Annotated in this window: 17 protein-coding genes; 11 read left to right on the top strand and 6 right to left on the bottom strand. The window is 39.5% G+C overall.

The window, feature by feature from the left end; translation table 11 throughout:
- Nucleotides 1-172 precede the first annotated feature (172 nt).
- The 4 genes from hda to upp all read right to left on the bottom strand — a co-directional run bounded on the left by hda (nt 173) and on the right by upp (nt 4,711).
- Entirely contained in the window at nt 173-880 is a 708-nt protein-coding gene (gene hda / locus GTK47_RS10955) for a DnaA inactivator Hda (RefSeq protein ID WP_006533048.1), read from the bottom strand.
- A gap of 218 nt (nt 881-1,098) precedes the next feature.
- Nucleotides 1,099-2,304, bottom strand: coding sequence for a mechanosensitive ion channel domain-containing protein (locus tag GTK47_RS10950; protein ID WP_165123154.1), 1,206 nt, complete (start codon nt 2,302-2,304; stop codon nt 1,099-1,101).
- A 287-nt stretch (nt 2,305-2,591) separates the two neighbouring features.
- On the bottom strand, nt 2,592-3,893 hold the full coding sequence (gene uraA / locus GTK47_RS10945; RefSeq protein ID WP_165123152.1) for a uracil permease: 1,302 nt from the start codon (nt 3,891-3,893) through the stop codon (nt 2,592-2,594).
- 191 nt (nt 3,894-4,084) lie between these two features.
- Complete coding sequence (upp, locus tag GTK47_RS10940) at nt 4,085-4,711, bottom strand: uracil phosphoribosyltransferase (RefSeq protein WP_072068431.1); 627 nt, start codon at nt 4,709-4,711, stop codon at nt 4,085-4,087.
- Nucleotides 4,712-4,942: 231 nt separating this feature from the next.
- On the opposite strand from upp, the gene purM reads away from it, so the two are divergent.
- The 6 genes from purM (at nt 4,943) to mgtE (ending at nt 12,684) form a co-directional block, all read left to right on the top strand.
- Nucleotides 4,943-5,983, top strand: a complete 1,041-nt coding sequence (purM, locus tag GTK47_RS10935; protein WP_165123150.1) for a phosphoribosylformylglycinamidine cyclo-ligase — start codon at nt 4,943-4,945, stop codon at nt 5,981-5,983.
- Between the two features lie 13 nt (nt 5,984-5,996).
- Nucleotides 5,997-6,626: a phosphoribosylglycinamide formyltransferase gene (purN, locus tag GTK47_RS10930; protein WP_165123148.1), complete on the top strand. Its 630-nt coding sequence runs from the start codon at nt 5,997-5,999 to the stop codon at nt 6,624-6,626.
- A gap of 106 nt (nt 6,627-6,732) precedes the next feature.
- Nucleotides 6,733-7,323 (top strand): spermidine N1-acetyltransferase, encoded by a 591-nt coding sequence (gene speG / locus GTK47_RS10925; protein WP_165123146.1) that lies wholly within the window; start codon nt 6,733-6,735, stop codon nt 7,321-7,323.
- A 46-nt stretch (nt 7,324-7,369) separates the two neighbouring features.
- A complete protein-coding gene (gene ppk1, locus GTK47_RS10920; protein ID WP_165123144.1) occupies nt 7,370-9,451 on the top strand; it encodes a polyphosphate kinase 1 in 2,082 nt (693 codons plus the stop codon).
- A 4-nt stretch (nt 9,452-9,455) separates the two neighbouring features.
- Complete coding sequence (ppx, locus tag GTK47_RS10915; protein ID WP_165123142.1) at nt 9,456-10,988, top strand: exopolyphosphatase; 1,533 nt, start codon at nt 9,456-9,458, stop codon at nt 10,986-10,988.
- 232 nt (nt 10,989-11,220) lie between these two features.
- Nucleotides 11,221-12,684, top strand: a complete 1,464-nt coding sequence (mgtE, locus tag GTK47_RS10910) for a magnesium transporter (RefSeq protein WP_165123140.1) — start codon at nt 11,221-11,223, stop codon at nt 12,682-12,684.
- 68 nt (nt 12,685-12,752) lie between these two features.
- Here the strand turns inward: mgtE and GTK47_RS10905 are convergent, their stop codons facing one another.
- Nucleotides 12,753-12,974, bottom strand: a complete 222-nt coding sequence (locus GTK47_RS10905; protein WP_165123138.1) for a hypothetical protein — start codon at nt 12,972-12,974, stop codon at nt 12,753-12,755.
- A gap of 772 nt (nt 12,975-13,746) precedes the next feature.
- On the opposite strand from GTK47_RS10905, the gene GTK47_RS10900 reads away from it, so the two are divergent.
- A complete protein-coding gene (locus tag GTK47_RS10900; RefSeq protein WP_165123136.1) occupies nt 13,747-15,120 on the top strand; it encodes an MFS transporter in 1,374 nt (457 codons plus the stop codon).
- A 164-nt stretch (nt 15,121-15,284) separates the two neighbouring features.
- On the opposite strand, the gene dtpA is transcribed toward GTK47_RS10900, so the two are convergent.
- On the bottom strand, nt 15,285-16,751 hold the full coding sequence (gene dtpA, locus GTK47_RS10895; protein ID WP_165123134.1) for a dipeptide/tripeptide permease DtpA: 1,467 nt from the start codon (nt 16,749-16,751) through the stop codon (nt 15,285-15,287).
- 562 nt (nt 16,752-17,313) lie between these two features.
- Here dtpA and GTK47_RS10890 point away from each other — a divergent pair.
- The 4 genes from GTK47_RS10890 to baeS are packed head-to-tail and all read left to right on the top strand — an operon-like array spanning nt 17,314 to nt 26,133.
- Nucleotides 17,314-18,549, top strand: a complete 1,236-nt coding sequence (locus tag GTK47_RS10890) for an MdtA/MuxA family multidrug efflux RND transporter periplasmic adaptor subunit (RefSeq protein ID WP_165123132.1) — start codon at nt 17,314-17,316, stop codon at nt 18,547-18,549.
- Nucleotides 18,549-21,680: an MdtB/MuxB family multidrug efflux RND transporter permease subunit gene (locus GTK47_RS10885; protein ID WP_165123130.1), complete on the top strand. Its 3,132-nt coding sequence runs from the start codon at nt 18,549-18,551 to the stop codon at nt 21,678-21,680. Before GTK47_RS10890 ends, GTK47_RS10885 begins: the two co-directional genes overlap by 1 nt.
- Entirely contained in the window at nt 21,677-24,760 is a 3,084-nt protein-coding gene (gene mdtC, locus GTK47_RS10880; RefSeq protein ID WP_165123128.1) for a multidrug efflux RND transporter permease subunit MdtC, read from the top strand. The genes GTK47_RS10885 and mdtC overlap by 4 nt, the downstream gene beginning before the upstream one ends.
- Nucleotides 24,757-26,133 (top strand): two-component system sensor histidine kinase BaeS, encoded by a 1,377-nt coding sequence (gene baeS, locus GTK47_RS10875; RefSeq protein WP_109401719.1) that lies wholly within the window; start codon nt 24,757-24,759, stop codon nt 26,131-26,133. The genes mdtC and baeS overlap by 4 nt, the downstream gene beginning before the upstream one ends.
- The last annotated feature ends 8 nt before the right edge of the window (nt 26,134-26,141 follow it).

Raw genomic sequence — 26,141 nt, 5'->3', positions numbered from 1 at the left:
CACCGCTTGCCTTGTATAAAGACAAGCGGTTTTTTTATCTTTTTTATCAGAGATAATAGAAATACCACAGTTTAAAAAAACCAAGAATTGTTATCTTCAATAGATATTAGATTTGGGAAATAGAGATAGGATCTAGATTATTAGCCTCACCGAATAAGATGAGTGAGGCGATTTAAAGTTTGAGGATATCTTTCACAAATGGGATGGTCAGTTTACGTTGAGCAACAATAGAGGCGTGATCAAGTTCATCAAGCATTTCAAATAAGGTACGCATTTTTCTATCCAAACGTTTTAATACAAAACGACCGACATCTTCAGGTAATTCAAACCCGCGAAGTTTTGCTCTTAATTGTAGCGCTTGAATTTTCTCTTCATCACTTAAAGGTTGCAGGCGGTAGATTTGTCCCCAATCAAGTCGAGATGCTAAATCAGGAAGTTGTAGCTCTATTTGCCGAGGCGGCCTATCCCCTGTAATTAATAAACAAGTTCGCCCATGCTCTAAAACGCGGTTATAAAGATTAAATAAGGCGAGTTCCCACTCTTCATCACCTGCAATGCATTGCACATTATCAATACAAACTAGGGATAAATGTTCCATACCTTCGAGAACATCAGGGACAAAATAGGCTCGTTTATCAAGAGGAACATACCCAACAGCATCACCTTTTAATGAAAGTTCAGCACAAGCGGCATGTAATAGATGGCTCTTTCCACCTCCGTCACGAGACCAGAAATAGATATAACTGCCATGAGATTGATGAATGGCGGTTCGAATTGCCGCGACTAACGACGCGTTTTCCCCTGCATAAAAGCTATCGAATGTCTCATCATCGGGCAGAGATAGTGGTAATGATAGCTGTGACGGCGTATTCAGAAGCACCTCACCTGAATAGTTTAATAAACGTGGTGATTCTAACACAAATTCTCACAAGGTCAGAATCAATATTAAAAAAGCATATTGCACTGATTAAGATAACAGCAAGGTTATCGTGACAAGTCTATTTTATAGACTCTTAGTAGCTTATTTATCGCCTAGCTGTATCATGGATTGTTTAGTGCAAAATCAAAAAACATTTCTTGTTTAATTAATCATCTTTATTATCTAAATTTTAATTTCGCAACATCATTGCCTGAAGGTTGCTGATAAATATCGAGCTTAAAATATTTAGCTGATGCATTTATATACTCAAAGATTTCAGATTGAGTCTCTTCATATTCAACCCACGTCGTTGCGCGAGTAAAACAATATAGCTCTACAGGTAATCCCATCGGTGTAGGTGGCATTGTTCTGATCACTAAATACATATCAGGTCGAACATCACCACGCATTTTTATCCAATTTAGCATGTACTTACGAAACAATTGCAGGTTCGTCACCCCTTTTGTTTCTAACCACTCATTAATATCGCCAATCTCTTCATCCTTTCCTTCAAGCATCGTTTCTATGCTCTTACGAAGCGGTGCGGTATTTTTTAATTCTAATACTAACTCTTGCGTTGCAAATGAAATCGAAGATTGGTCAATATAAAAACTGCGCTTAATCCGACGCCCTCCAGATGAAAACATCGGCTGCCAGTTAGTATATTTTTCAGTCAAAAAATCCTTGGTTGGAATACGCGAAATTGTATTATCCCAATTACGTACAGTGATCGTATGTAATGCAATATCAATAACCTCACCGCTGATATTGCTACTGGGTAATTCAATCCAATCATAAAGCTTTAATACTTTTCCGTTAGAGATAAGAATATTGGCAACAAAAGAGATAAGTGTATGCTGAAAAACAAACATTAATACCGCAGCAATAGCACCAAAGCTTGAGATAATAATAAGTGGTGATTGTTCAGTAAATAACGCAATGATCAGGATAAAAGAGATAATCCAAACCACAATTTTGGCAATCTCAATATAGCCTTTGATAGAGTTATTTCGATGCCACGCTTTTTTAGCGTGCCTAATATTGAAAATATCAAGCGCATTATTTAGCAATGAAGCAATATTGATGATAATAAAGGCGCGAGCAACCGTCTCAAAGATAATATTCATTTCGGCTGAAAAAGACGGTAATAGCTGATTAATATAGAGAACAAGTGTAACAGCAACAATAGATGCACTCTTTTTAGCTATATCTTCTATCGTTTCTTCATCTGAAAGCTCAGTAAATAAAAAAAGTAAACGCTTTGCTATTCGGCGGAAAATCATTTTGGCGAGAAACCACACCACCAGTAACACAATAACTAAAAATATTGTGGTAAAAATCTGCTTTGATGTAATGAAATCATAAATTTCAATCAGCTTTTCCATAAATTACGCTATACCTTTTTTGAGACGCTTCCAACCTTAAAACGAATATCACTCAAACCGCAGACAAATTGCCTATTTCGCATAAGAACAGATACCCATTGTCTCATTTATTTTATTTAAATAAACATCATGATTGAATTAATCATGCTTTTCTAAGTTTTAAACACTTAAAATATCAAAAATCTTAGTTTTTAATATGACATAAAAATAAAGCACAATAAAAAAAGGCGGAGATCATCCACCTTTGTTATTAATTTCAGCATATTGCTTTAGATTTTCTTAATCGATTACTTTTTGTTTGCTGTACCACTAACAGACTCGATAGTGTTATCCACTAATTCTGTTTCAGGGCGAACAATACTGACTAATTTAAAGATTAAGCTTAAAACAATACCTACGATAGTTGCTAATGCCATACCTTTTAATTCAGCTGCACCAATCTGAATGGATGCACCACTCACACCGACAATCAGAATAATTGCAGTTAATATCAAGTTTTGCGGTTTGTTGTAATCCACTTTTGAATCTAACAAAACACGAATACCTGACGCACCAATAACACCGTAAAGTAGTAATGAAACCCCACCCATCACTGGAACAGGTACAGCAGCAATAGCTGCAGCAAGTTTACCAACACAAGATAATAAGATAGCGAGAATTGCCGCACCACCAATAACCCATGAGCTGTAAACTTTAGTAATAGCCATAACACCAATGTTTTCACCGTAAGTGGTATTTGGTGTTGAACCAAAGAAACCCGAAATAATGGTAGAGAAACCGTTTGCGAACATAGAACGATGTAAGCCTGGATTTTTCATTAAATCGCGTTGCACAATATTTGCTGTAACAACAAGGTGTCCAACGTGCTCTGCAATAACCACTAATGCAGCAGGTAGAATAATAAAGATGGCACTCCATTCAAAACGTGGAGAATAGAATGTCGGCAGTGCAAACCAGTTAGCTTCTTTAATTGGAGTAATATCAACAACGCCCAAGAAGAAAGAGAGTGCATAACCTGTTAATACCCCAATAAGAATAGGAATAATAGCAAGGAATCCTCTAAACATCACAGAGCCTAAGATTGTTACACCTAAAGTCACCATAGAAATAAGCAGTGTTTGATTATCAACTGGTGCATCAGCACTTGGTAATAATCCTGCCATTCCTGCAGCGGTTCCTGCTAATTCAAGCCCGATGACGGCAACGATTGCGCCCATTGCCGCAGGCGGAAACATCACATTGATCCAGCCCCGCCCTGCTATTTTAACAATACCTGCAACGATACAAAATAACACACCACAAACGATGAATCCCCCGAGTGCTAATTCATACCCTAAAGGTAACAGTAAAAGTACTGGTGAGATAAACGCGAAACTTGAACCTAAATAAGCAGGAATGCGTCCTTTACAAATAAAGAGATAAAGCAGGGTTCCGATCCCGTTAAATAACAATATTGTTGCCGGATTAACTTTAAATAAAATTGGCACAAGTACGGTGGCGCCAAACATTGCAAACAGATGTTGAAGACTCAACGGAATTGTTTGTAATAATGGTGGGCGCTCTTCTACCCCGATTGCACGACGAGTCATGCTTACGACCTCTCTTTAATATGAATGTGAAATTGGTTTGTATTTTTAACTTTATACTCGTCTTACTTTAAGCCACCGCGTTGCTAACTATACTCACTCGAACGAGTCATCTAGCAGCACCTTAAAATATTTAGAGTATAGAACAAATAAGTGGTCCAAAAAAAAGCCGACTATCAAAGTCGGCTTAATTATTATTTTGTACCAAATATCTTATCACCAGCATCGCCAAGACCTGGAACGATGTACCCGTGTTCATTAAGATGACTATCAACAGATGCAGTATATAATTCCACATCAGGATGAGCTTCTTCTAATGCCTTAATACCTTCTGGAGCAGCAACCAGTACTAATACTTTAATTGAAGTACAGCCCGCATTTTTTAATAAATCAATTGTGGCAATCATAGAGCCGCCTGTTGCTAACATAGGGTCAACAACAAGAGCCATACGCTCTTCAATATTGGATGCTAATTTCTGGAAATAAGGGACAGGTTTTAATGTTTCTTCATCGCGGTAAACGCCAACTACACTGATTCGGGCACTAGGAATATTTTCTAATACTCCATCCATCATCCCGATACCTGCACGGAGGATAGGAACTACTGTGATTTTTTTTCCTTTAATCTGTTCTATCTCTACCGGACCACACCAACCTTCTATTGTTACCGTCTCTGTTGCTAAATCGGCGGTAGCTTCATACGTCAGTAGACTGGAAACTTCTGAAGCCAGTTCACGAAAGCGTTTAGTGCTTATATCATGATCTCGCATCAGCCCCAATTTATGTTGAATGAGTGGGTGTTTTACCTCAACGATCTTCATAATTTCTCCTAATGTACGACGCAGCCTGACAAAAAAATCGCGAGATTATACCGCTTTTTTGCCAACATTCCATCGTTTTTCTATTGATATTGATCAAACGCACAGCTTTTAACCACACCAACATGAATAATTGTGACCTATAAAGAAGATCCTCGCAAACGTTTGCTTTGCCTGTTAGAATAGCGTCCGCACACATTTTTTCTTAACAGCAACTTGCCGTGAGGGCTCTACGTGACTAACAAATCCTCTCTCAGCTATAAAGATGCCGGTGTCGATATTGATGCAGGTAATGCTTTAGTCGATCGTATCAAAGGTGTAGTAAAAGAAACCCGCCGTCCTGAAGTTATGGGAGGTTTAGGTGGTTTTGGCGCACTTTGTGCAATTCCATCTAAATACCGCGAACCTATTTTAGTTTCAGGCACTGATGGCGTAGGAACTAAACTTCGCCTTGCGATGGATTTAAATCGCCATGATGACATCGGTATTGATTTAGTCGCAATGTGTGTCAACGATTTGATTGTTCAAGGTGCAGAACCCCTTTTCTTCCTTGACTACTATGCCACAGGAAAATTAGATGTCGATACCGCAGCACGCGTAGTAACGGGTATTGCAGAAGGTTGTAAGCAATCTGGTTGTGCGCTAGTCGGTGGTGAAACTGCTGAAATGCCAGGAATGTACCACGGTAACGATTATGATATCGCAGGCTTTTGTGTCGGTGTGGTTGAGAAATCAGAAATTATCGATGGTAGCAAAGTTAAGGCTGGCGATGCGCTAATCGCTTTAGCATCAAGTGGTCCTCATTCTAATGGCTATTCATTAGTCAGAAAAATTCTTGAAGTCAGCAATACGCAAGCTGAAAGCACATCATTAGGTGATAAATCATTAGCCGATCACCTATTAGCCCCTACGCGTATTTATGTGAAGTCACTGCTTTCATTAATTGAAAGTGTGGACATCCATGCTGTAGCACATATTACAGGTGGCGGATTTTGGGAAAATATTCCTCGCGTATTACCTGAAAACACGCAAGCGCGTATTGAAAGTAAAAGTTGGGAATGGCCACCGGTTTTCAAATGGCTACAAGATGCAGGACAAGTCAGTACACATGAAATGTATCGCACCTTTAACTGTGGCGTTGGATTGTTAATTGCCGTTAACCCAAATGACGTTGAAAAAACATTAGCGCATCTGGCTGAATGTGGTGAAAACGCATGGTTAATTGGTGAAGTTGCGCCACAAACTGCGGGTGAAGCACAAGTTATTATTAACTAATGAAAGCATGTGAATGAAAAATATTGTCGTCCTTATCTCAGGAAACGGCAGCAACCTACAGGCGGTTATCGACGCCTGTAGGGCAAATAAAATCGCAGGTAATGTGGTTGCTGTCTTAAGTAATAAAGCTGATGCATATGGTCTTGAACGAGCAAAACTGGCTGATATCCCAGCTTATTTTGTTGATCCTACTCTATATAATGACAGAGCGGATTACGATAAAGCGTTAATTGAACAAATCGACGCTTATCAGCCTGACATTGTGGTATTAGCAGGTTTTATGCGTATTTTATCGCCTGATTTTGTCACTCACTATCAGCATAAATTATTAAATATTCATCCTTCTTTGCTTCCTAAATATCCCGGATTACACACTCATCGCCAAGTTTTAGCGAATAAAGACTCTTTTCATGGCGTTACCGTCCATTTTGTTACAGAAGAGCTTGATGGTGGTCCCATGATTATTCAGGCGCGTATTCCCGTTTTGCCCAATGATACTGAACAATCATTACAAACAAGAATACAAACTGAAGAGTATCGTATTTATCCATTAGCGATCGGTTGGTTAGCTGACGAGCGATTAAAAATGCAGAATAATCAAGCCTTTCTCGATGATATTGCGCTTTTCGACAATCTTGGTTAACTATTTCGTTTAAGATAAAAAGTCACATTGTGCTACACTGTAGCTCGCGTGACTTTTTTTGTGTCACCCTTTTCTCTTTTTATTCAATGCATTCACCGAGGTGCTTATGTCCGGTGGTAAGAAAGTTCCACCTATAAAATTACGTCCTCTCGAGCGAGAAGATCTCTCTTTTGTCCATCAACTTGATAATAATGCCAGCGTTATGCGCTATTGGTTCGAAGAACCTTATGAGGCTTTTATCGAGTTAAGCGACCTTTACGAAAAACATATTCACGACCAAAGTGAACGCCGTTTTATTGCCGAAAGTGATGGCACTAAAGTTGGGCTTGTCGAGTTGGTTGAAATTGATTATGTTCACCGTCGTGCTGAATTCCAAATCATCATCGCACCTGCACATCAAGGCCACGGATATGCTGCACGAGCCGCAAGGTTGGCGATGGATTATGCTTTTTCTGTGCTTAATTTATACAAACTCTATTTGATCGTCGATAAAGAGAATGCTAAAGCGATTCATATTTATGAAAAGCTTGGTTTTAAAAAAGAAGGTGATTTAATAGATGAGTTTTTTGTTAACGGTGCCTACCGTTCTGCGATTAGAATGTGTACTTTCCAAGCGCCTTATTTTGAACAAAAAGCCAAAGAGGCGAAACCCGAAAATTTTGTTAAACCGGGTGCGACCATTAAGCAACACGTCTGATTTATTCAGATATTAAGTTTTAACTTTAACCCTTGTTGGAGTTCAGATGTCCCAGGAACGACTCTATATTGATAAAGAGATCAGTTGGCTTGCGTTTAACGAACGTGTATTACAAGAGGCGGCTGATAAACGAAACCCGTTAATTGAAAGAGTCAGGTTTCTGGGGATCTATTCAAATAATCTTGATGAGTTCTACAAGGTTCGTTTTGCCGATGTAAAACGCCGTATTTTAATTAATGAAGAGCGTGGCTCACGCTCTGCATCCAGTCATGCTCGCCATCTTATAAAGAAAATTCAATCAAAAGTGGCTAAAGCTGACCAAGAGTTTGATGCCTTATATAATGACTTGTTACTTGAAATGGCGCGAAATCAAATCTTTTTAATTAACGAGCGCCAAATCTCACCTAATCAACAAATCTGGTTACGCCAATACTTCCGCCAAAATTTAAGAAAGCACATCACGCCTATTTTGATTAATCCTGAAACAGACTTAGTCGAGTTTCTTAAAGATGACTATACCTATTTGGCTGTTGAAATTGTGCAAGGGCAAATTATTCATTATGCCTTACTAGAAATTCCATCAGATAAAGTACCTCGCTTTGTTATTCTGCCTACAGACCAAGGGCGCAGTAAGAAAAAATCCATGATTTTATTGGATAATATTTTACGCTACTGTCTTGATGAGGTATTTAAAGGCTTTTTTAATTATGATTCATTAAGTGCCTACTCCATGAAAATGACGCGAGATGCAGAGTACGATCTAGCGACAGAAATGGAGTCAAGCTTACTTGAAATGATGTCATCGACATTGAAACAACGCCTTACTGCTGAGCCTGTCCGTTTTGTTTATCAACGAGATATGCCTGATGAAATGGTGGCACTACTGCGCAGTAAATTAGGTTTATCGAATAATGACTCCGTAATAGCCGGTGGTCGTTATCATAATTTTAAAGATTTTATTAACTTCCCAAATGAAGGGAGTAAGTTTCTTTTAAATAAAGTGATCCCTCGCTTACGCCATGTATGGTTTGATAATTTCCGTAATGGCTTTGATGCAATACGTGAACGCGATGTCTTGCTCTATTATCCTTATCATACCTTTGAGCATGTTCTGGAATTGTTGCGCCAAGCCTCTTTTGACCCAAGTGTTATCTCAATAAAAATCAATATTTACCGTGTTGCTAAAGATTCTCGAATTATTGATTCGATGATCCACGCAGCACATAACGGCAAACGCGTCACTGTCGTTGTTGAGTTACAAGCACGCTTTGATGAAGCTGCAAATATTCACTGGGCAAAACGCCTGACAGAAGCAGGTGTACACGTTATTTTCTCTGCTCCGGGCCTGAAAATTCACGCGAAATTATTTATCATTTCACGTTTAGAAAATGGCGAAATCATTCGTTATGCTCATATCGGTACGGGGAATTTCAACGAAAAAACAGCGCGTCTTTATACTGACTATTCACTATTAACGGCGAATACCGAAATTACTAATGAAGTGCGTCGCGTCTTTAGTTTTATTGAGAACCCTTATCGTCCAGTGACTTTTGAACATTTGATGGTTTCACCACAAAACTCACGTACCTTATTAAATCAATTAATCACAAACGAAATTCACAGTGCCCAAGCCGGACATCCCGCGGGGATCACATTAAAAGTGAATAACTTAGTTGATGAAGAGCTGGTTAATCGTCTTTATGACGCATCAGAAGCTGGCGTAAAAGTACGATTATTAGTACGCGGAATGTGTTCTTTAGTCCCTAATCAACCTGGATTTAGTGAAAATATTCAAGTAACCAGCATTGTTGACCGCTTTTTAGAACACGATCGTGTTTATGTGTTTACTAATAAAGGTGATGAAAAAATCTTTCTCTCTTCTGCGGATTGGATGACGCGAAATCTTGACTATCGTATTGAAGTTGCAGTGGCTTTGCTTGATCCCCAACTTAAACAGCGCGTTCTTGATATTCTGGATATTCAATTTAATGACACCGTAAAAGCACGTTATATCGATAAAGATTTAACAAATAGCTATGTTCCTCGTGGAAATAAACGTAAGATCCGTTCCCAGCTTGCTGTCTATGAGTACATTAAATTGTTAGAACAACCAGATCCACGAGCGTAATTCTATGCCTTTATCACACGATGACTCTTCACCACGTCCTTTAGAAATTGCGGCTATTGACCTCGGTTCTAATAGTTTTCATATGATTATTGCGCGGGTTGTTAATGGCGCATTACAAGTATTAAGCCGTTTAAAACAGCGAGTTTATCTTGCTGATGGCCTTGATGATGATAACGAATTAAGCGAAGAGGCTATGTTACGTGGACTTTCAGCCCTTTCTCTTTTTGCTGAAAGGTTACAGGGCTTTCCTGCGGAAAATGTCACCGTTGTGGGAACACATACTTTGCGTGTCGCCACTAATGCAAAAGCTTTTCTTCAACGCGCCAAAGAAGTTATTCCTTATCCTATCGAAATTATTTCAGGGCACGAAGAAGCCCGACTTATTTTTATGGGTGTTGAACACACTCAATCTGAAAAAGGTCGAAAGCTCGTTATTGATATCGGTGGTGGCTCAACAGAATTGGTTATTGGTGAAAACTTTGAGCCAATCTTAATCGAAAGCCAACGCATGGGGTGTGTCAGTTTTAGTCGTCAATTTTTCCCAGAACAGAAGATCAGCGAATCTGCTTTTCGTAAAGCACGAGAAAAAGCAGCGCGTAAAATGGAAAAAATTGCATGGCAATACAAAATGACTGGTTGGGATGTGGCTTTAGGGGCTTCAGGAACGATTAAGGCGGCTCATGAGATCTTAGTTGAGTTTGGTGAAAAAGACGGTGTTATCACACCGGAACGCCTGCTTATGCTCACTAAACAAGTTTTACGATTTAAGAAATTTAAAGATATTGCCCTACCAGGTTTATCCGATGAACGTAAACATGTTTTTGTACCGGGTTTGGCGATTTTATGTGGTATTTTTGATTCTTTAGGATTAAAAGCTCTACACCTATCTGATGGTGCATTACGCGAAGGTGTGCTTTATGAAATGGAAGGCAGATTCCGCCATCAAGATATTCGTCAACGCACTGCGAAAAGCCTTGCAGAGCACTATAATATCGATAGAGAGCAAGCAAAGCGTGTTCTTGAAACAATGCAATCTCTCTACGCTCAGTGGGCACAGCAAAATCCTAAATTGGTTCGCCCTGATTTAGAAGCCATTTTAGTCTGGGCTGTCATGTTACATGAAGTAGGATTAAGTATTAATTTAAGCGGATTACATCGCCATTCTGCCTATATTCTTTCAAATACTGATTTACCCGGATTTAATCAAGAGCAACAACTGTTATTAACAACCCTAGTTCGCTATCACCGAAAAGGGATCAAGCTAGATGAGTTGCCAAAATTTAATCTTTATAAAAAGAAACAGTATTTCCCACTCGTACAAATACTAAGATTAGCAACTTTACTTAATAATCAGCGACAATCGACGACAAAACCCGCATCTTTGCGTTTAGTTACAGATGAAAATCATTGGACGCTTTATTTTCCTAAAAAATATCTTTCCGATAACACATTGATGGAATTGGATTTAGAAAAAGAACAAGAGCATTGGCAGTCGGTTCTGGGTTGGAAACTGGATATAAAAGAGGAATCTGCTTAACAATATGATATTATACAGAAAAAGGCGCTAGTCAATGCGTCTTTTGTTGCATCTATCATATAACAACTATCACATAACAACATAGGTTTGATTTGTGACCATAATATGAACATCACCAACGCAATATTGTTCAAGATTCATATTTTTTATACGGAGAAGACCGATAATCATCCTAAAATGGAATAATTAGTGTCAATGGTTATCTCCCTCGTAAGAATTAAAAAGGAATAACATGTCTCAAACAGCTATCAACAATGATACTGCGGCTGCCATCAATCCGTATTCACAAAAAGTGGCACACCTGCGTCAGCAAATTTTGAGCATCTTTCTCGAAGATGATCATTTTGTTGAAACCGTTTTAGGTGAAGCAAGTGAAAATGATAGGCTGAGCCACCATGAACTTCATGAAAAAATCACCACAGTTAGAGAATTACTACAAGATCTACACGCGGCAGATATTGCAGATATTCTTGAAGCCCTTCCCTATGACGAACGTCTAGCCCTGTGGCACTTGGTTGATAATAATGAACGTGGTGCTGTTTTAGTCGAAGCTTCTGTCGCCGTTTGGGACAGCTTAATTAAAGATATGACTGACCGTGAATTATTACGATCGGTCGCCACATTACATGTGGATGAGCAAGCGTACATCGCAGAGCACTTACCTCGCGATACAATGCGTCGCCTTCTTACCTATTTAGAACCAAGCCTGCGTAATAGGATAAGAGAAGTTCTTCAATATCCAAAAGACAGTGTCGGTCAGATGATGGATTTTGAGTTCGTCACTGTCCGAGGCAATGTCACGTTAAAAACGGTACAACGCTATCTACGCCAGCGAGGCTCTATTCCTGAAGCAACGGATAAAATTTTCGTTATTGATAATAAAAATCATCTGCTGGGCGAGCTTCCATTAACCACCGTTTTAACCCAATCTCCTGATAAGCTTGTTTCTGATGTAATGAAAACAGACACCGTTAGCTTTATGCCTGAAGAAAAAGGCGAAGATGCGGCAGGTGCGTTCGAACGTTATGACTTAATTTCAGCAGCTGTTGTTGATAGTAACGGTCTTCTAATGGGGCGATTAACCGTTGAAGATATCGTTGATAACATGCATGAAGAGAGTGATACCAATATTCGTCGTATGGGGGGTTTGAGCCCAGAAGAGGACGTCTTTGCACCCGTTGGACAAGCGGTTAAAACACGTTGGACTTGGCTGGCTATCAACTTATGTACAGCTTTCGTTGCCTCTCGTGTTATCGGTGTCTTTGAAGATACCATTTCCCAATTAGTTGCTCTTGCTACATTGATGCCGATTGTTGCAGGTATTGGGGGAAATACAGGTAATCAGACCATCACAATGATTGTTCGCGCATTAGCGCTACACCAAATTCAAACCGGAAGCTTTTCTTTCTTAATTTTAAGAGAGCTTGGCGTTGCCTTTATTAACGGTGTGGTTTGGGGAGGAATAATGGGAATTGTCACCTTCCTTCTCTATGGCGACCTTGCTATGGGTGCGGTAATGACAATGGCGATGGTACTAAACCTTTTAATGGCGGCCATGATGGGTGTATTAATACCAATGACAATGATTAAATTAGGTAAAGATCCTGCAATTGGTTCAAGCGTTATGATAACCGCAATTACAGATACTGGTGGTTTCTTTATCTTCTTAGGTTTAGCAACTATCTTCTTAGTCTAACAAAAGTCCCAATGACACTAACGCCACTGCTAATAAAATACAGTGGCGTTTTTTATATCGATAAATAATTAAGCGGTTGTTGAAAGGTAATAATAGACAAGCAACAATGCAATAATCAACGAAGTAATAAAAGTCTTTTTAACAGAGGCACTTAGTAAATAGCTGTCATTTTGATTGGTATTATTAAGCATGGTTTTTAATACTAAACCACCACCTAATGCAACAATAGAAAGTGATGCAAACAGAACAATTGCAGCTAAGAGAACAGCACTCATTGAGATAGAGACCATAAATCCTCCGACATATCAATTGACTTCCTGATGTAATTATAACCAAGAATAGTTTTTTTGATGCCTTTTTTTGTTTTTATTTTCAACCTAACAACAAAACAAAGAAAAACCACATTGTGCATAAAAACACAAAATTAAAGTTATCATTGCAAATTTTATTGAATTTTAATTTCAACAAATAAATAAATCATGGAATCCAGTGCTAATAATTCGATATTTAACACACAGTGGAATATTCTAATAATTCATTTACTATCAGATCATATCTTTCATTATTAAGACCATTAGCCTTCTTAATTATCTAATAATAACTTTATTTCTGGAAAATAATAAATTAACGCATCTCTTATTTTATTATTTTTACAGTTATTTAAATTAGAATATATATATTCTGTATTAAATATTTTTTATTTAAAAAATACAGAGTTCTTACTTACTTGTAAGCTATATAATACTTTTATTTTATATTGATAATAATCACAATGCCAAAATTTAAATCCAATAAATAACAAAACCTAAAACAAAAAAGATAAAACACCCTTAACAAAACAGCACATCCTGTTGTTTTAATTTCATCTATTTACATTATTAATAGCTTCCTGTTATAACTTAAATCATCATCACAACATTATTCTTTCTCGCATAAATAGCCTTTAAATAACCTTTTGCTGTTATTTATTTTCACTCTATTTTATTCGCTAATTTAAAAAGAATTTAATTGTGAACTTATTACTTATTATTTTTATCACGATGATTATTATAGGTTGTTATTATGACATCACAATCACACTCCACTCAGCCGTTGAGTCAACCTACGGCAAGACCATTGAACCGCAGCGACTATAAAACGTTGGGTTTATCCTCACTAGGGGGAACTTTGGAGTTCTATGATTTCGTGATCTTCGTGTTCTTTACGAAAACATTGAGCCACTTATTCTTTCCCGGTGATAACGCCTTTATTGCACAAATGCAGACATTAGGTATTTTTGCAGCCGGTTATCTTGCTCGCCCTCTAGGTGGCATTATTATGGCACACTACGGAGATATTATTGGTCGTAAACGTATGTTCACCTTAAGTATCTTCTTAATGGCGGTTCCAACATTAGTGATTGGTTTATTACCAACTTATGCCAGCATTGGTGTTGCTGCACCATTATTGTTGTTATTAATGCGTATTATGCAAGGTGCGGCTATTGGTGGTGAAATGCCAGGTGCTTGGGTATTTATCGCAGAGCACACACCAAAACAACGTTATGGCTTAGGTGTAGGAACCTTAACCTCTGGTATTACAGGCGGTATCTTATTAGGTTCAATCGTTGCGATTATCGTTCAACGTAGCTATACCAGCCAAGAAGTGAATGATTTTGCATGGCGTATTCCCTTTATCTTAGGGGGCGTATTTGGCTTAATCTCTGTTTACTTACGTCGTTTTTTACAAGAAACTCCTATCTTTAAAGAGATGGCAGCGAAAAAAGCGTTAGCACAAGAAATGCCTGTAGTTTCAGTCATTAAGAATCACAAACAAGCATGCTTAATTACGGCTGCATTAACATGGTCTTTATCAACGGCTATCGTTGTCACTATTTTAATGACACCGGGCGTGATTGTTGAAGGGATCTATAAAATTGATAGAACAACGTCATTAGAAGCGAACTGTGTTGCAACATTAACGTTAACCTTAGGTTGTATATTCTGGGGTTGGATTGGTGACAAATTAGGAACACGTGCTTCAATGACATTATCATGGGGTGGTTTAATTGTTACCGCATTCCATTTCTATGGCAGTTTAGATGCAGCAATGTCAGGTTTTCAGTTAGCGTTTAACTATGGTTTGATGGGCTTTTTTGTAGGAGCGATTGCAACTACACCTATCGTTAGCACAAGAGCATTTCCACCATCAATTCGTTTTTCTGGCTTGTCTTTTGCTTACAATATGGCTTATGCCTTATTCGGTGGATTAACACCAATGTTAACAGGTATATGGTTAGAAAAAACCGCAATGGCAGGTGCCTATTATGTCGCTGGCGTATCATTATTAGCTATTGCAGTCGCTTTCTTACCTTTAGCGTATAAAGGTTGGGCGGCAGTAAAACCCACAACAAGAGAGAAAGATGTTGCATTGCAGATTGATAAAGTAATTGGTTAAGCCTTTATCATGTATAAATATGTTCTATAAGTATCCCCTTATACAATACCGCCCTCAACAAGGGTGGTATTTTTTTGAATTGAATTTTATGGCAAGAAATGCAAAAAAGGATGCCTTATGGCATCCTTTATTCTTCTTAAACTTTTGTTTTTTAATGGCAAAAATTACTGTGTCATTTTGCTCAGCATAGGTGCTGTAAGCAGCATTAGAACTGCGATAACACCTGTTACAATACCGATTTGTAAGAAAACACTGCTGTAAATTTCTAATGAAGCATGAGCACTTTGCACATCTTCAGGTACTGCCATTAAACTCGCAACTTTACCTGCAATAATTGCTGCGGCTGCCGAAGTTAAGAACCAAGCGCCCATGATAAAGCCCATTAAACGCTGTGGTACAAGTTGAGCAACCATTGCAAGACCAAGTCCTGAAATCATCAGCTCACCGATACTTTGGAAACCATAACTTGCGACTAACCACCATGAAGACACAATACCCGCTTCATTTGCCATACTTGCACCCAGTGGTAACACTAAGAATGCAGTTGCACTTAAGAACATCCCTACGGTGAACTTATATGGCATTGGCAGTTTATCACCCATAAAGTTATACACAGCTGCTAACAGTGGGCTTGCTAACATGATCCAGAATGGATTAAGTGATTGGAATTGTTCTGGTTGAACACTGAAACCTAACAGTGAGTGTTCTACGTTATGGATTGCGAAGAAGTTTAAAGACGTTGGCATTTGATCGTAAAGAACAAAGAAAACCACGGCTTCAACCATCAATAAGAAAGCAACAATCATCTTGCGACGTGCAGCACCTTTCATCATAAAGGTTTCACGCGCAAAAATCAGGATGATACCTAATGAGATGACCGCTAAAGACCAACTTGCCACTTCATTATTATGTAACAGCCAAGTTGATACTGCTGTTAAAGCAACAATACCCACCAGCGTTAATAATAATTTTGAATAGTTAAGCGGTTCAAAGTCAGGTCTAGAACCTTTATCTTTGATCCAACCACGGCAAACCATAAAGTTTGCTAAGGTGATCAGCATACCTACAACGCTCAATGCAAACGCAACATCCCAACCATAATTAGCGGCTAACCACGGAGTTGCTAACATAGATAAGAACGAACCTACGTTAATAGACATATAGTACATAGTAAATGCACCGTCTAATTGCGGATCGTCTTTCTCATAGCATGTGGCTAATAATGAAGATGGGTTAGCTTTAAATAAACCATTACCTACTGCAATTGTTGCAAGTCCCCAATAAATCACATCTTTATCGTGATCAGAGAATGCCACCATTGCATAACCAATTGCCAGTACGATTGCCCCAAGAATAATTACCCTTTTAGTACCAAGGACTTTATCCCCAAGCCATCCACCGATAGCAACAAAACCATAAACTAATGCGGTAAATGCAGCAAAAACAGTGATAGCTTCTGCTTCACCCATGCCCAGCATTTTAACCAAGTAAACGGCCATGATCCCTTGCAGACCGTAATAGCCGAAACGTTCCCATAATTCGATTGAGAAGATGAGATAAAACGCACGAGGCTGTTTAAATGCATTCAGGCTCGGTTTTTGTCCATCGTCAGGTGTGTTTGCAGTTGACACTAAAAACCTCTAATTATTCTATTACGCCTTTATATTTAGGCTAATTTTTTACAAAAATTTCTTTATTTAAGACAGAGTTAAAGCTCGGTGAATTTCATACTGGATTGTTATTCTTTGAAAAGAGTTCAACGCAGAGAAAAACAAGGTTGGCATTCTATCACTAGAAAGCATAATTATCTAAGAATTATAACTAACTATTGCGTTTTATCATAGTTACAGCCATTTGTACAAAATAGTTATGCGATTAAAAAAACGCCAAGCAAAATAACTTACTGATTATCAATAAATTATTTTCCACTTAATTATCCCTATATAAACAATTAAGCTACGCTACTGTTTGCCTATATTTTGCTAAATGAGTGCTTATTGAATAACAATGATAAAATAATGCCAGTAGCAATTTGTTTTAATTGATTAAAATAACACCAATAAAACACATTCCTTGACTTAATTTCCATATTTCCTCCATTTTTAACTGTGAAGAAACAGGTAGAATGTCACCATTCCAAATTTTCATTTCAGTATTTCTGATTAGCTAGTTGCCAGTGGGATCACAAAAGTAATGAATAAAAACAAAAATGCTAAAAAAAGAGTTTCTCTCATTATCGCTTTAATCGTCGTAATCGCAGGGGGTTACGCCTATTGGCAATTTAATGCAGCAAAAACAGTGTCGCCTGAAAATAAAGGGGCTCAAGCAACCAACTCACAAAATCGAGGTACATCCGGATCTCGTCGCCCACCTTTACCACCCGTTCAAGTTGCAACATCAACACAAGAAGATGTGCCGCAATTTTTATCTGCTTTAGGTACGGTAAAAGCCACGAACAGCGTAACCGTCACTAGCCGTGTTGAAGGTCAATTAATGGCATTACATTTCACAGAAGGACAACACGTTCAGAAAGGTGATTTATTAGCTGAAATTGACTCTCGTCCATTTGAAGTTCAATTGGCTCAAGCTAAAGGACAACTTGCAAAAGATCAGGCTACATTAGCGAATGCGCGTCTTGATTTAGCGCGTTATCAAAAATTAGCAAAAACTAATTTAGTCTCACAACAAGAGCTAGATAATCAGCAAGCTTTAGTAAAACAGTCTGAAGCAAGTATTCGTATTGATGAAGCCTCTATCAGTAATGCACAACTGCAACTCACTTACAGCAAAATCACAGCACCTATTTCAGGTCGAGTGGGTTTAAAACAAGTTGATGTCGGTAATTATATTTCTGGTGGCTCATCTACACCTATCGTCGTTATCAATCAAATGGATCCTGTTGATGTACTTTTTACATTGCCAGAACAAGATCTCGCGAATGTTATTCAAGCACGTAAAAATAATGCAGATTTACCTGTCACCGCATTAGATAGAAATAATCAATTTGAATTAGCTAAAGGAAAATTATTTAGTGTTGATAACCAAATTGATGCAACTACTGGCACCATTAAATTAAAAGCACGCTTCCCTCAGCAAGAAACAACGTTATTTCCTAACCAATTTGTCAATGTCCGTCTTTATGTCACCACATTAGAAAAAGCCGTTGTTATTCCTAATGCTGCGCTACAAATGGGTAATGAAGGTCACTTTGTTTGGGTTGTGGATAGCGAAAATAAAGTGAGTAAATTACGTGTTGAAGTTGCCTTACAAAACGCGGAAAAAGTCGTAATAGCTTCCGGTTTATCGGCAGATCAGCGCGTTGTCACCGATGGTGTGGATAGATTAACACAGGGTGCGAAGGTCGATATCGTGACACCAACCGCGCCAAAGACTAAAGAAAATAACCGTGTTGTTGCGGAGAAAGCGTAATGACCGAAAAAACACACGGTACAGGCGGAGGACCATCTCGCTTATTTATTCTGCGCCCTGTTGCAACAACCCTTTTTATGGTCGCCATACTCTTAGCCGGGATTGTCGGCTATCGTATGTTGCCCGTTTCTGCATTACCTGAAGTTGATTATCCAACTATTCAGGTCGTTACTCTCTATCCCGGCGCAAGCCCTGATGTAATGACATCAGCGGTTACGGCTCCATTAGAGCGTCAATTTGGACAGATGTCTGGATTAAAACAGATGTCGTCACAAAGCTCTGGTGGTGCTTCAGTGATCACACTGATGTTCCAATTAACATTACCCTTAGATGTTGCAGAGCAAGAAGTACAAGCTGCGATAAATGCGGCAACTAATCTGCTCCCATCAGATTTGCCCTATCCACCAATTTACAGCAAAGTAAACCCAGCCGATCCGCCAATTTTAACCTTAGCGGTGACTAGCTCAACCTTACCGATGACACAACTGCAAGATATGGTTGAAACTCGTATCTCGCAAAAGATTTCACAAGTTAATGGCGTAGGTTTAGTGGCTTTAGCTGGTGGTCAGCGCCCTGCTGTTAGAGTCAAACTCAATGCACAAGCCGCAGCATCTTACGGTTTAGATAGCGAAAAAATTCGTGTAGCAATCAATAATGCGAACGTTAACTCAGCGAAAGGTAGCCTTGATGGGCCAACTCGCTCTGTGACGTTATCCGCTAATGATCAGATGAAATCATTAGAAGATTACCGCCAATTAATCGTTACTTATAAAAATGGCGCGCCCATTCGTCTATCTGATATTGCAACTATTGAACAAGCACCTGAAAACAATCAGCTAGGAGCATGGGCGAATAATGAACAGGCGATTATCATAAATGTTCAACGTCAACCCGGCGTTAACGTTATTGATACCACTGATAATATTCGTAATTTATTACCTGATTTAGTCTCTAATTTACCAAAATCTGTTAATGTTGAGATCTTGACAGACAGAACCACAACGATCCGCGCTTCAGTTAAAGATGTGCAGTTTGAACTTGGCTTAGCTATCGCTCTTGTGGTGATGGTGATTTATCTCTTTTTACGTAATGGTGTCGCAACCTTAATCCCAAGTATTGCCGTACCACTTTCATTAGTGGGTACGTTTGCCGTGATGTATTTTTGTGGATTCTCCGTCAACAACCTCACCTTAATGGCATTAACCATTGCCACAGGCTTTGTTGTCGATGACGCCATTGTTGTCATTGAAAATATCTCCCGTTACCTTGAACGTGGGGATAAACCACTAACAGCCGCCTTAAAAGGCGCTGGTGAGATTGGTTTCACCATTATTTCGCTTACCTTCTCTCTGATTGCTGTACTGATCCCTCTGTTATTTATGGGAGACATTGTAGGTCGCTTATTTAGAGAGTTTGCAATCACCCTTGCTGTCGCCATTCTCATCTCTGCGGTGGTGTCACTCACATTAACACCAATGATGTGTGCTCGATTGCTAAAACCTGAAAATGAAATCAAACACAACCGTTTTGAAATGGCGTGCGAGCGTTTCTTTGAAAAAATGATTGCAGTGTATGCCGTTTGGTTAAAGCGTGTTTTAAACCACCAATGGATAACCCTTGGCGTAGCACTTAGCACATTGGTGCTGACTGTACTGCTCTATATGTTTATTCCAAAAGGCTTCTTCCCATTACAAGATAACGGGTTGTTACAAGGAACCATTGAAACCTCACAATCCATCTCTTATCAGGCAATGGTAGAAAAACAGCAACAGGTTGTTGATAAATTAATTGATGATCCTGCTATTGATAATATTGCTAGTTTTGTGGGAATTGATGGAAGCAACGCAACCTTAAACACTGGTCGTTTGCAAATTACGTTGAAGCCTCTTGATCAGCGGGATTCCCGTATTGATGTGATTATTCCTCGTTTACAAGAACGGATTGCTTCTATTTCAGGAATGACTCTCTATCTGCAACCTACTCAAGATTTAACGATTGATACGCAAGTTTCCCGTACTCAGTATCAATTTACACTACAAGCAACATCATTAGATGAATTAGCTTATTGGGTACCAAAACTCTCTCAAGCACTAAAAGATAGCCCTGAATTAACTGACATCAGCAGTGATTGGCAAGATAACGGCATGATGGCGTATATTAAAGTGGATAGAGACTCTGCAAGCCGTTTAGGCATTTCAATGAGTGAAATCGATAACGCACTTTATAATGCTTTTGGTCAGCGTTTAATTTCAACTATCTACACTCAAGCCAATCAGTATCGCGTGGTATTAGAACAAGATATTCGTAATGGTGATGGATTGCAGGCACTTTCAGCTGTGCATTTAACGGGTAAAGATGGTGCGATGGTACCTTTATTATCTATTGCATCCGTCGAGCAACGCTTAGCGCCACTTTCTATTAATCATCAAGAGCAATTTCCTTCGGCAACCTTCTCATTTAATGTCGCAGAACAATCTTCTCTTGAAGAAGCGGTGAAAGCAGTGAAATTGGCTGAAGAGCAAATTTCGATGCCAAGAGATATCACCACTCAATTCCAAGGTGCTACGTTGGCGTTTGAAAGTGCACTTTCAAGTACTTTGTGGCTGATTATCGCGGCAATTGTCGCAATGTATATTGTATTAGGTGTGCTATATGAGAGCTTTATTCACCCTATTACTATTTTATCCACACTGCCAACAGCAGGTGTCGGCGCATTATTGGCGTTAATCGCCGCAGGCAATGAGCTTGATATTATTGCAATCATTGGGATCATCTTGCTTATCGGGATCGTAAAGAAAAATGCGATCATGATGATAGACTTTGCCCTTGCTGCCGAACGAGAGCAAGGTTTAACGCCTTATGAAGCGATTTATCAAGCGTGTTTATTGCGTTTCCGCCCAATCTTAATGACCACAATGGCAGCCCTTTTAGGTGCTTTACCTTTAATGTTAAGTACAGGTGTAGGGGCAGAGTTGCGTCAGCCATTAGGTGTTTGTATGGTCGGTGGCTTAATTATGAGCCAGATCTTAACCCTGTTTACGACACCAGTGATTTATCTGTTATTTGATAAATTATCGCTCTACATCAACCGTAATAAACACGTTGAGAATAATAACGGGGCTGTATCATGAAGTTCTTCGCCCTCTTTATTCAACGACCTGTAGCAACTACGTTGCTCAGTTTGGCGATTTCGCTATGTGGTGCATTAGGGTTTATGTTGCTCCCTGTTGCTCCATTGCCCCAAGTGGATTATCCAGTTATTAATATTTACGCCTCCTTACCTGGGGCGTCGCCAGAAACGATGGCGTCATCTGTGGCAACACCACTTGAACGCTCCTTAGGGCGAATTGCGGGTATTGATGAAATGACATCAAGCAGTTCGCTTGGAAGTACCAGCATTACGCTGGTGTTCGATTTAAACAAAGATATCAATACCGCAGCTCGTGATGTACAGGCTGCGTTAAATGCCTCACAAAGTTTGTTGCCTTCAGGTATGCCAAGCCGTCCGCGTTATTATAAATCGAATCCTTCTGATGCCCCAATTATGATCTTAACGCTCACCTCTGATACTCAGAATACAGGGGAGCTTTACGATCTCGCTTCAACACGGTTAGCACAAAAAATCTCACAAATTGAAGGTGTCAGTGAAGTTTCGGTTGGTGGCGGTTCATTGCCTGCGATACGTGTCGCCCTCAATCCTGACGCGTTATTTAACCAAAATGTCAGCCTCGATGATGTTAGAAAGGCGATTAGCCAAGCGAATGTGCGACGGCCTCAAGGCTTTGTCAATAATGACGAAGGACGTTGGCAGATCCAAACTAACGACGAGCTCAGTAAAGCGGCTGAATATCGCCCAGTGATCGTCCATTACAATCAAGATGCAGTAGTGCGTTTAAGTGATGTAGCACAAGTTACCGACTCAGTACAAAACTCACGAGCGGCTGGAATGAGCGGTGGAGAGCCTGCAATTTTGCTGGTTATTCGTCGTGAAGCGGGTGCCAATATTATTGAAACTGTAAATCGCATTCGTGATGAGCTTCCAGAATTACGTGAGCTTATTCCCGCAAGCGTTGACTTAAAAGTCGCACAAGATAGAACACCCACTATTCGCGCATCATTAGCAGAAGTTGAACGTGCGTTAGCCATTGCTGTAGCACTGGTTATTTTAGTTGTGTTCTTATTTTTACGCTCCGGCCGCGCCACACTGATCCCTGCGGTTGCTGTACCTGTTTCATTAATTGGTACCTTTTCAGCCATGTATCTTTGTGGCTTTAGTTTAAACAACCTTTCATTGATGGCATTAACTGTGGCGACAGGCTTTGTGGTTGATGATGCCATTGTGGTGCTTGAAAATGTTTCCCGCCATATTGAGAATGGTTTAAAACCTAAAGAAGCCGCCTTAAAAGGGGTTGGAGAAGTCGGTTTTACTGTCCTTTCAATGAGTATTTCTCTTGTTGCTGTTTTTATTCCATTACTGTTAATGGATGGTCTTGTTGGGCGATTATTTAAAGAGTTTGCCATCACCTTAACAACAGCTATTGCTATCTCGCTATTTGTTTCTCTGACGCTAACACCCATGATGTGCGCGCATTTACTCAAAGGGATGAAACCCAAAGCGCAATTGCATTTACGCGGTTTTGGTAAATTACTTTTCCGCGCTCAGCAAGGTTACAGTGTCACATTGCAAGCTGCTTTGCGTCATCGACGCTGGGTTATGGCTATTTTTCTCGCCACTTTGGGCTTAAATGCTTATTTATATATCAGCGCACCAAAAACGTTTTTCCCCGATCAAGATACGGGGCGTTTAATGGGATTTGTGCGTGCAGACCAAAGTATTTCATTCCAATCGATGAAAGAAAAAATGACCCGTTTTATGCAGGAAATTAATGCAGATAAAGACGTTGATAGCGTTACGGGTTTTACGGGTGGAGGTCGCATTAACAGTGGATTTATGTTTATTTCTCTCAATCCGCTGTCAGAGCGTACCGATAGTGCCAACCAAGTGATCAATCGTTTACGCGCCAAACTCGCTGATGAACCCGGAGCTAATCTCTTTTTAATGCCAGTGCAAGATGTGAGAGCTGGTGGACGTCAAGCCAATGCCAGTTATCAATTTACATTATTAGCCGATGATTTAAGCGAGTTACGTAAATGGGAGCCGATTGTTCGTAAAGCATTAGGAGAACTGCCTCAGCTTGTCGATGTTAACTCTGATAAAGAAGATAAAGGCGCCGAAATGGCTCTGACTTACGATCGCGATACTATGTCGCAATTAGGTATTAATGTCAGTGATGCCAATAATCTGCTGAACAATGCTTTTGGTCAACGTCAGATTTCTACCATTTATGCGCCGTTAAACCAGTATAAAGTCGTGATGGAAGTCTCTGAACAATATACACAAGATGTCTCTGCATTAGATAAAATGTATGTGGTCAATAATCAAGGCGAGCGTGTTCCATTATCCGCATTTGCAAGTTGGTATCCAGCGAATGCGCCATTAAGTGTTAATCACCAAGGATTATCTGCATCTTCAACCATTGCCTTTAATATTCCTGAAGGCTACACATTAGCAGATGCCATTAATGCGATTGAACGTACAATGACAGAGTTAGGTGTACCTAATACTGTCAGAGGCACCTTTGCAGGTACGGCACAGATTTTCCAAGAAACCATCAAATCACAGCTTATTCTTATCCTAGCGGCGATTGTCACGGTCTACTTGGTATTAGGTGTGCTATATGAAAGTTATATTCATCCGCTAACCATTTTATCTACCCTGCCATCTGCAGGTGTCGGTGCCTTATTAGCATTACAGCTTTTTAATACACCTTTTAGTCTGATTGCACTTATTGGCATTATGTTGCTGATTGGTATTGTGAAGAAAAACGCCATTATTATGGTGGATTTTGCAATTACTGCGCAACGTGAAGGTAAATTGTCGGCTAAAGAGGCAATAATTCAGGCTAGTCTACTGCGTTTTCGCCCTATTATTATGACAACGCTTGCCGCATTATTTGGGGCATTGCCATTAATGTTAGGCAGTGGAGATGGTGCCGAGTTAAGACAACCTTTAGGGATAACAATTGTAGGTGGTTTATTAATGAGCCAACTACTGACCCTTTATACCACCCCTGTTATTTATCTATTTTTTGATGGATTGCGTGAACGTTGGCAACAACGACGTATCAGCAAAAAAGAGGCAAATGCATGAAATTGAGAAGCAAGCTGTTCTTAGTGGTTTTCGCTACTTGTATGGTGGTTGTTCTCGCCATGCATATCGGTATTCGCGGTAGTTTTCAACAGGGATTTATTGGCTATATCAAGAAAAACAGTGAACAGCGTGCAACTCTTTTAGCAGAGGCCTTAACAGATCAATATACCTTAACGGGGGATTGGCGTTTCCTTAATAGAGATGATCGTTCTCTTTATCAAATATTGCGAAGTATTGACCAAATAAGCCAAAGCAGCGAAGGCCCTCCGCCAAGGGGATGGCGGACACAATTTTGGATTGTTGATAAAGACATGAAACGCTTATTTGGTCATGATAATCAATTTCCAGAAGAAACTTTCAGAAAACCCATTACTTTTCATGATGAAATTGTAGGATGGGTAATTGTAAGCGCTGCCGATAAAATCAGTAATGAAGCAGATATAAGTTTTGATAAACAGCAACTGCGCACCAGTTGGATAATTGCAGGTTTAACGGTTCTTTTTGCTTTATTGATCACTCTTATTCTTTCTCGCAATATGATACGCCCAGTTAAACGACTGGTTGAGGCGACACATAAATTAGCAGCTGGTGACTTTTCTGTGCGAGTAACGCCCACAAGCAAAGATGAAATCAGCCAACTCGCTATCGACTTTAATCAACTTGCCAGCACACTAGAAAAAAATGAGCAAATTCGGCGCGATTATATGGCTGATATCTCACATGAATTGCGAACCCCTCTCGCCATTTTAAAAGGCGAACTTGAAGCGTTACAAGATGGTGTCAGAAAACCCACAACAGAAACGCTCAACTCCCTTTTATTTGAAGTCACAAACCTGACAAAACTGGTTAATGATCTCCACCAGCTTTCATTATCAGATAGAGGCTCTCTAACTTATCGTAAAGATTTTATTGATATTAATGAGGTGATTTTGTTAGCTGTGGCTTCTTATCGCCACACATATCAAACTAAAGATATTACTCTGCTCACCGAATTAGATGATTTATCGCCACTCATTGTACAAGCTGATCCTGATAGGTTGATCCAGCTTTTCCATAATCTGCTAGAGAATAGCGTGCGCTATACTTATTCAGGTGGTCAATTACATATCAGTACCCAAAAAGGACAAAACCGTGTCATTATTTTATTAGAAGATAGTGCTCCGGGGCTTGATAGTGCGCAATACGAAGTTGTTTTCCAACGTTTTTATCGTGCAGAAAACTCACGAAATCGTGCAAGTGGCGGTTCAGGTTTAGGTCTTGCGATTTGCGAAAATATCGTTGAAGCTCATAATGGTAAGATAAGTGCCATGCCATCCTCTTTAGGTGGCGTGAAAATCCTTATAGAATTGCCCGCATATTCTGATGATCTTTAAGCCTATAA

The organism is Proteus sp. ZN5 (assembly GCF_011046025.1).
GTDB lineage: Bacteria > Pseudomonadota > Gammaproteobacteria > Enterobacterales > Enterobacteriaceae > Proteus.
This window is presented reverse-complemented; position numbering and strand designations above follow the sequence as displayed.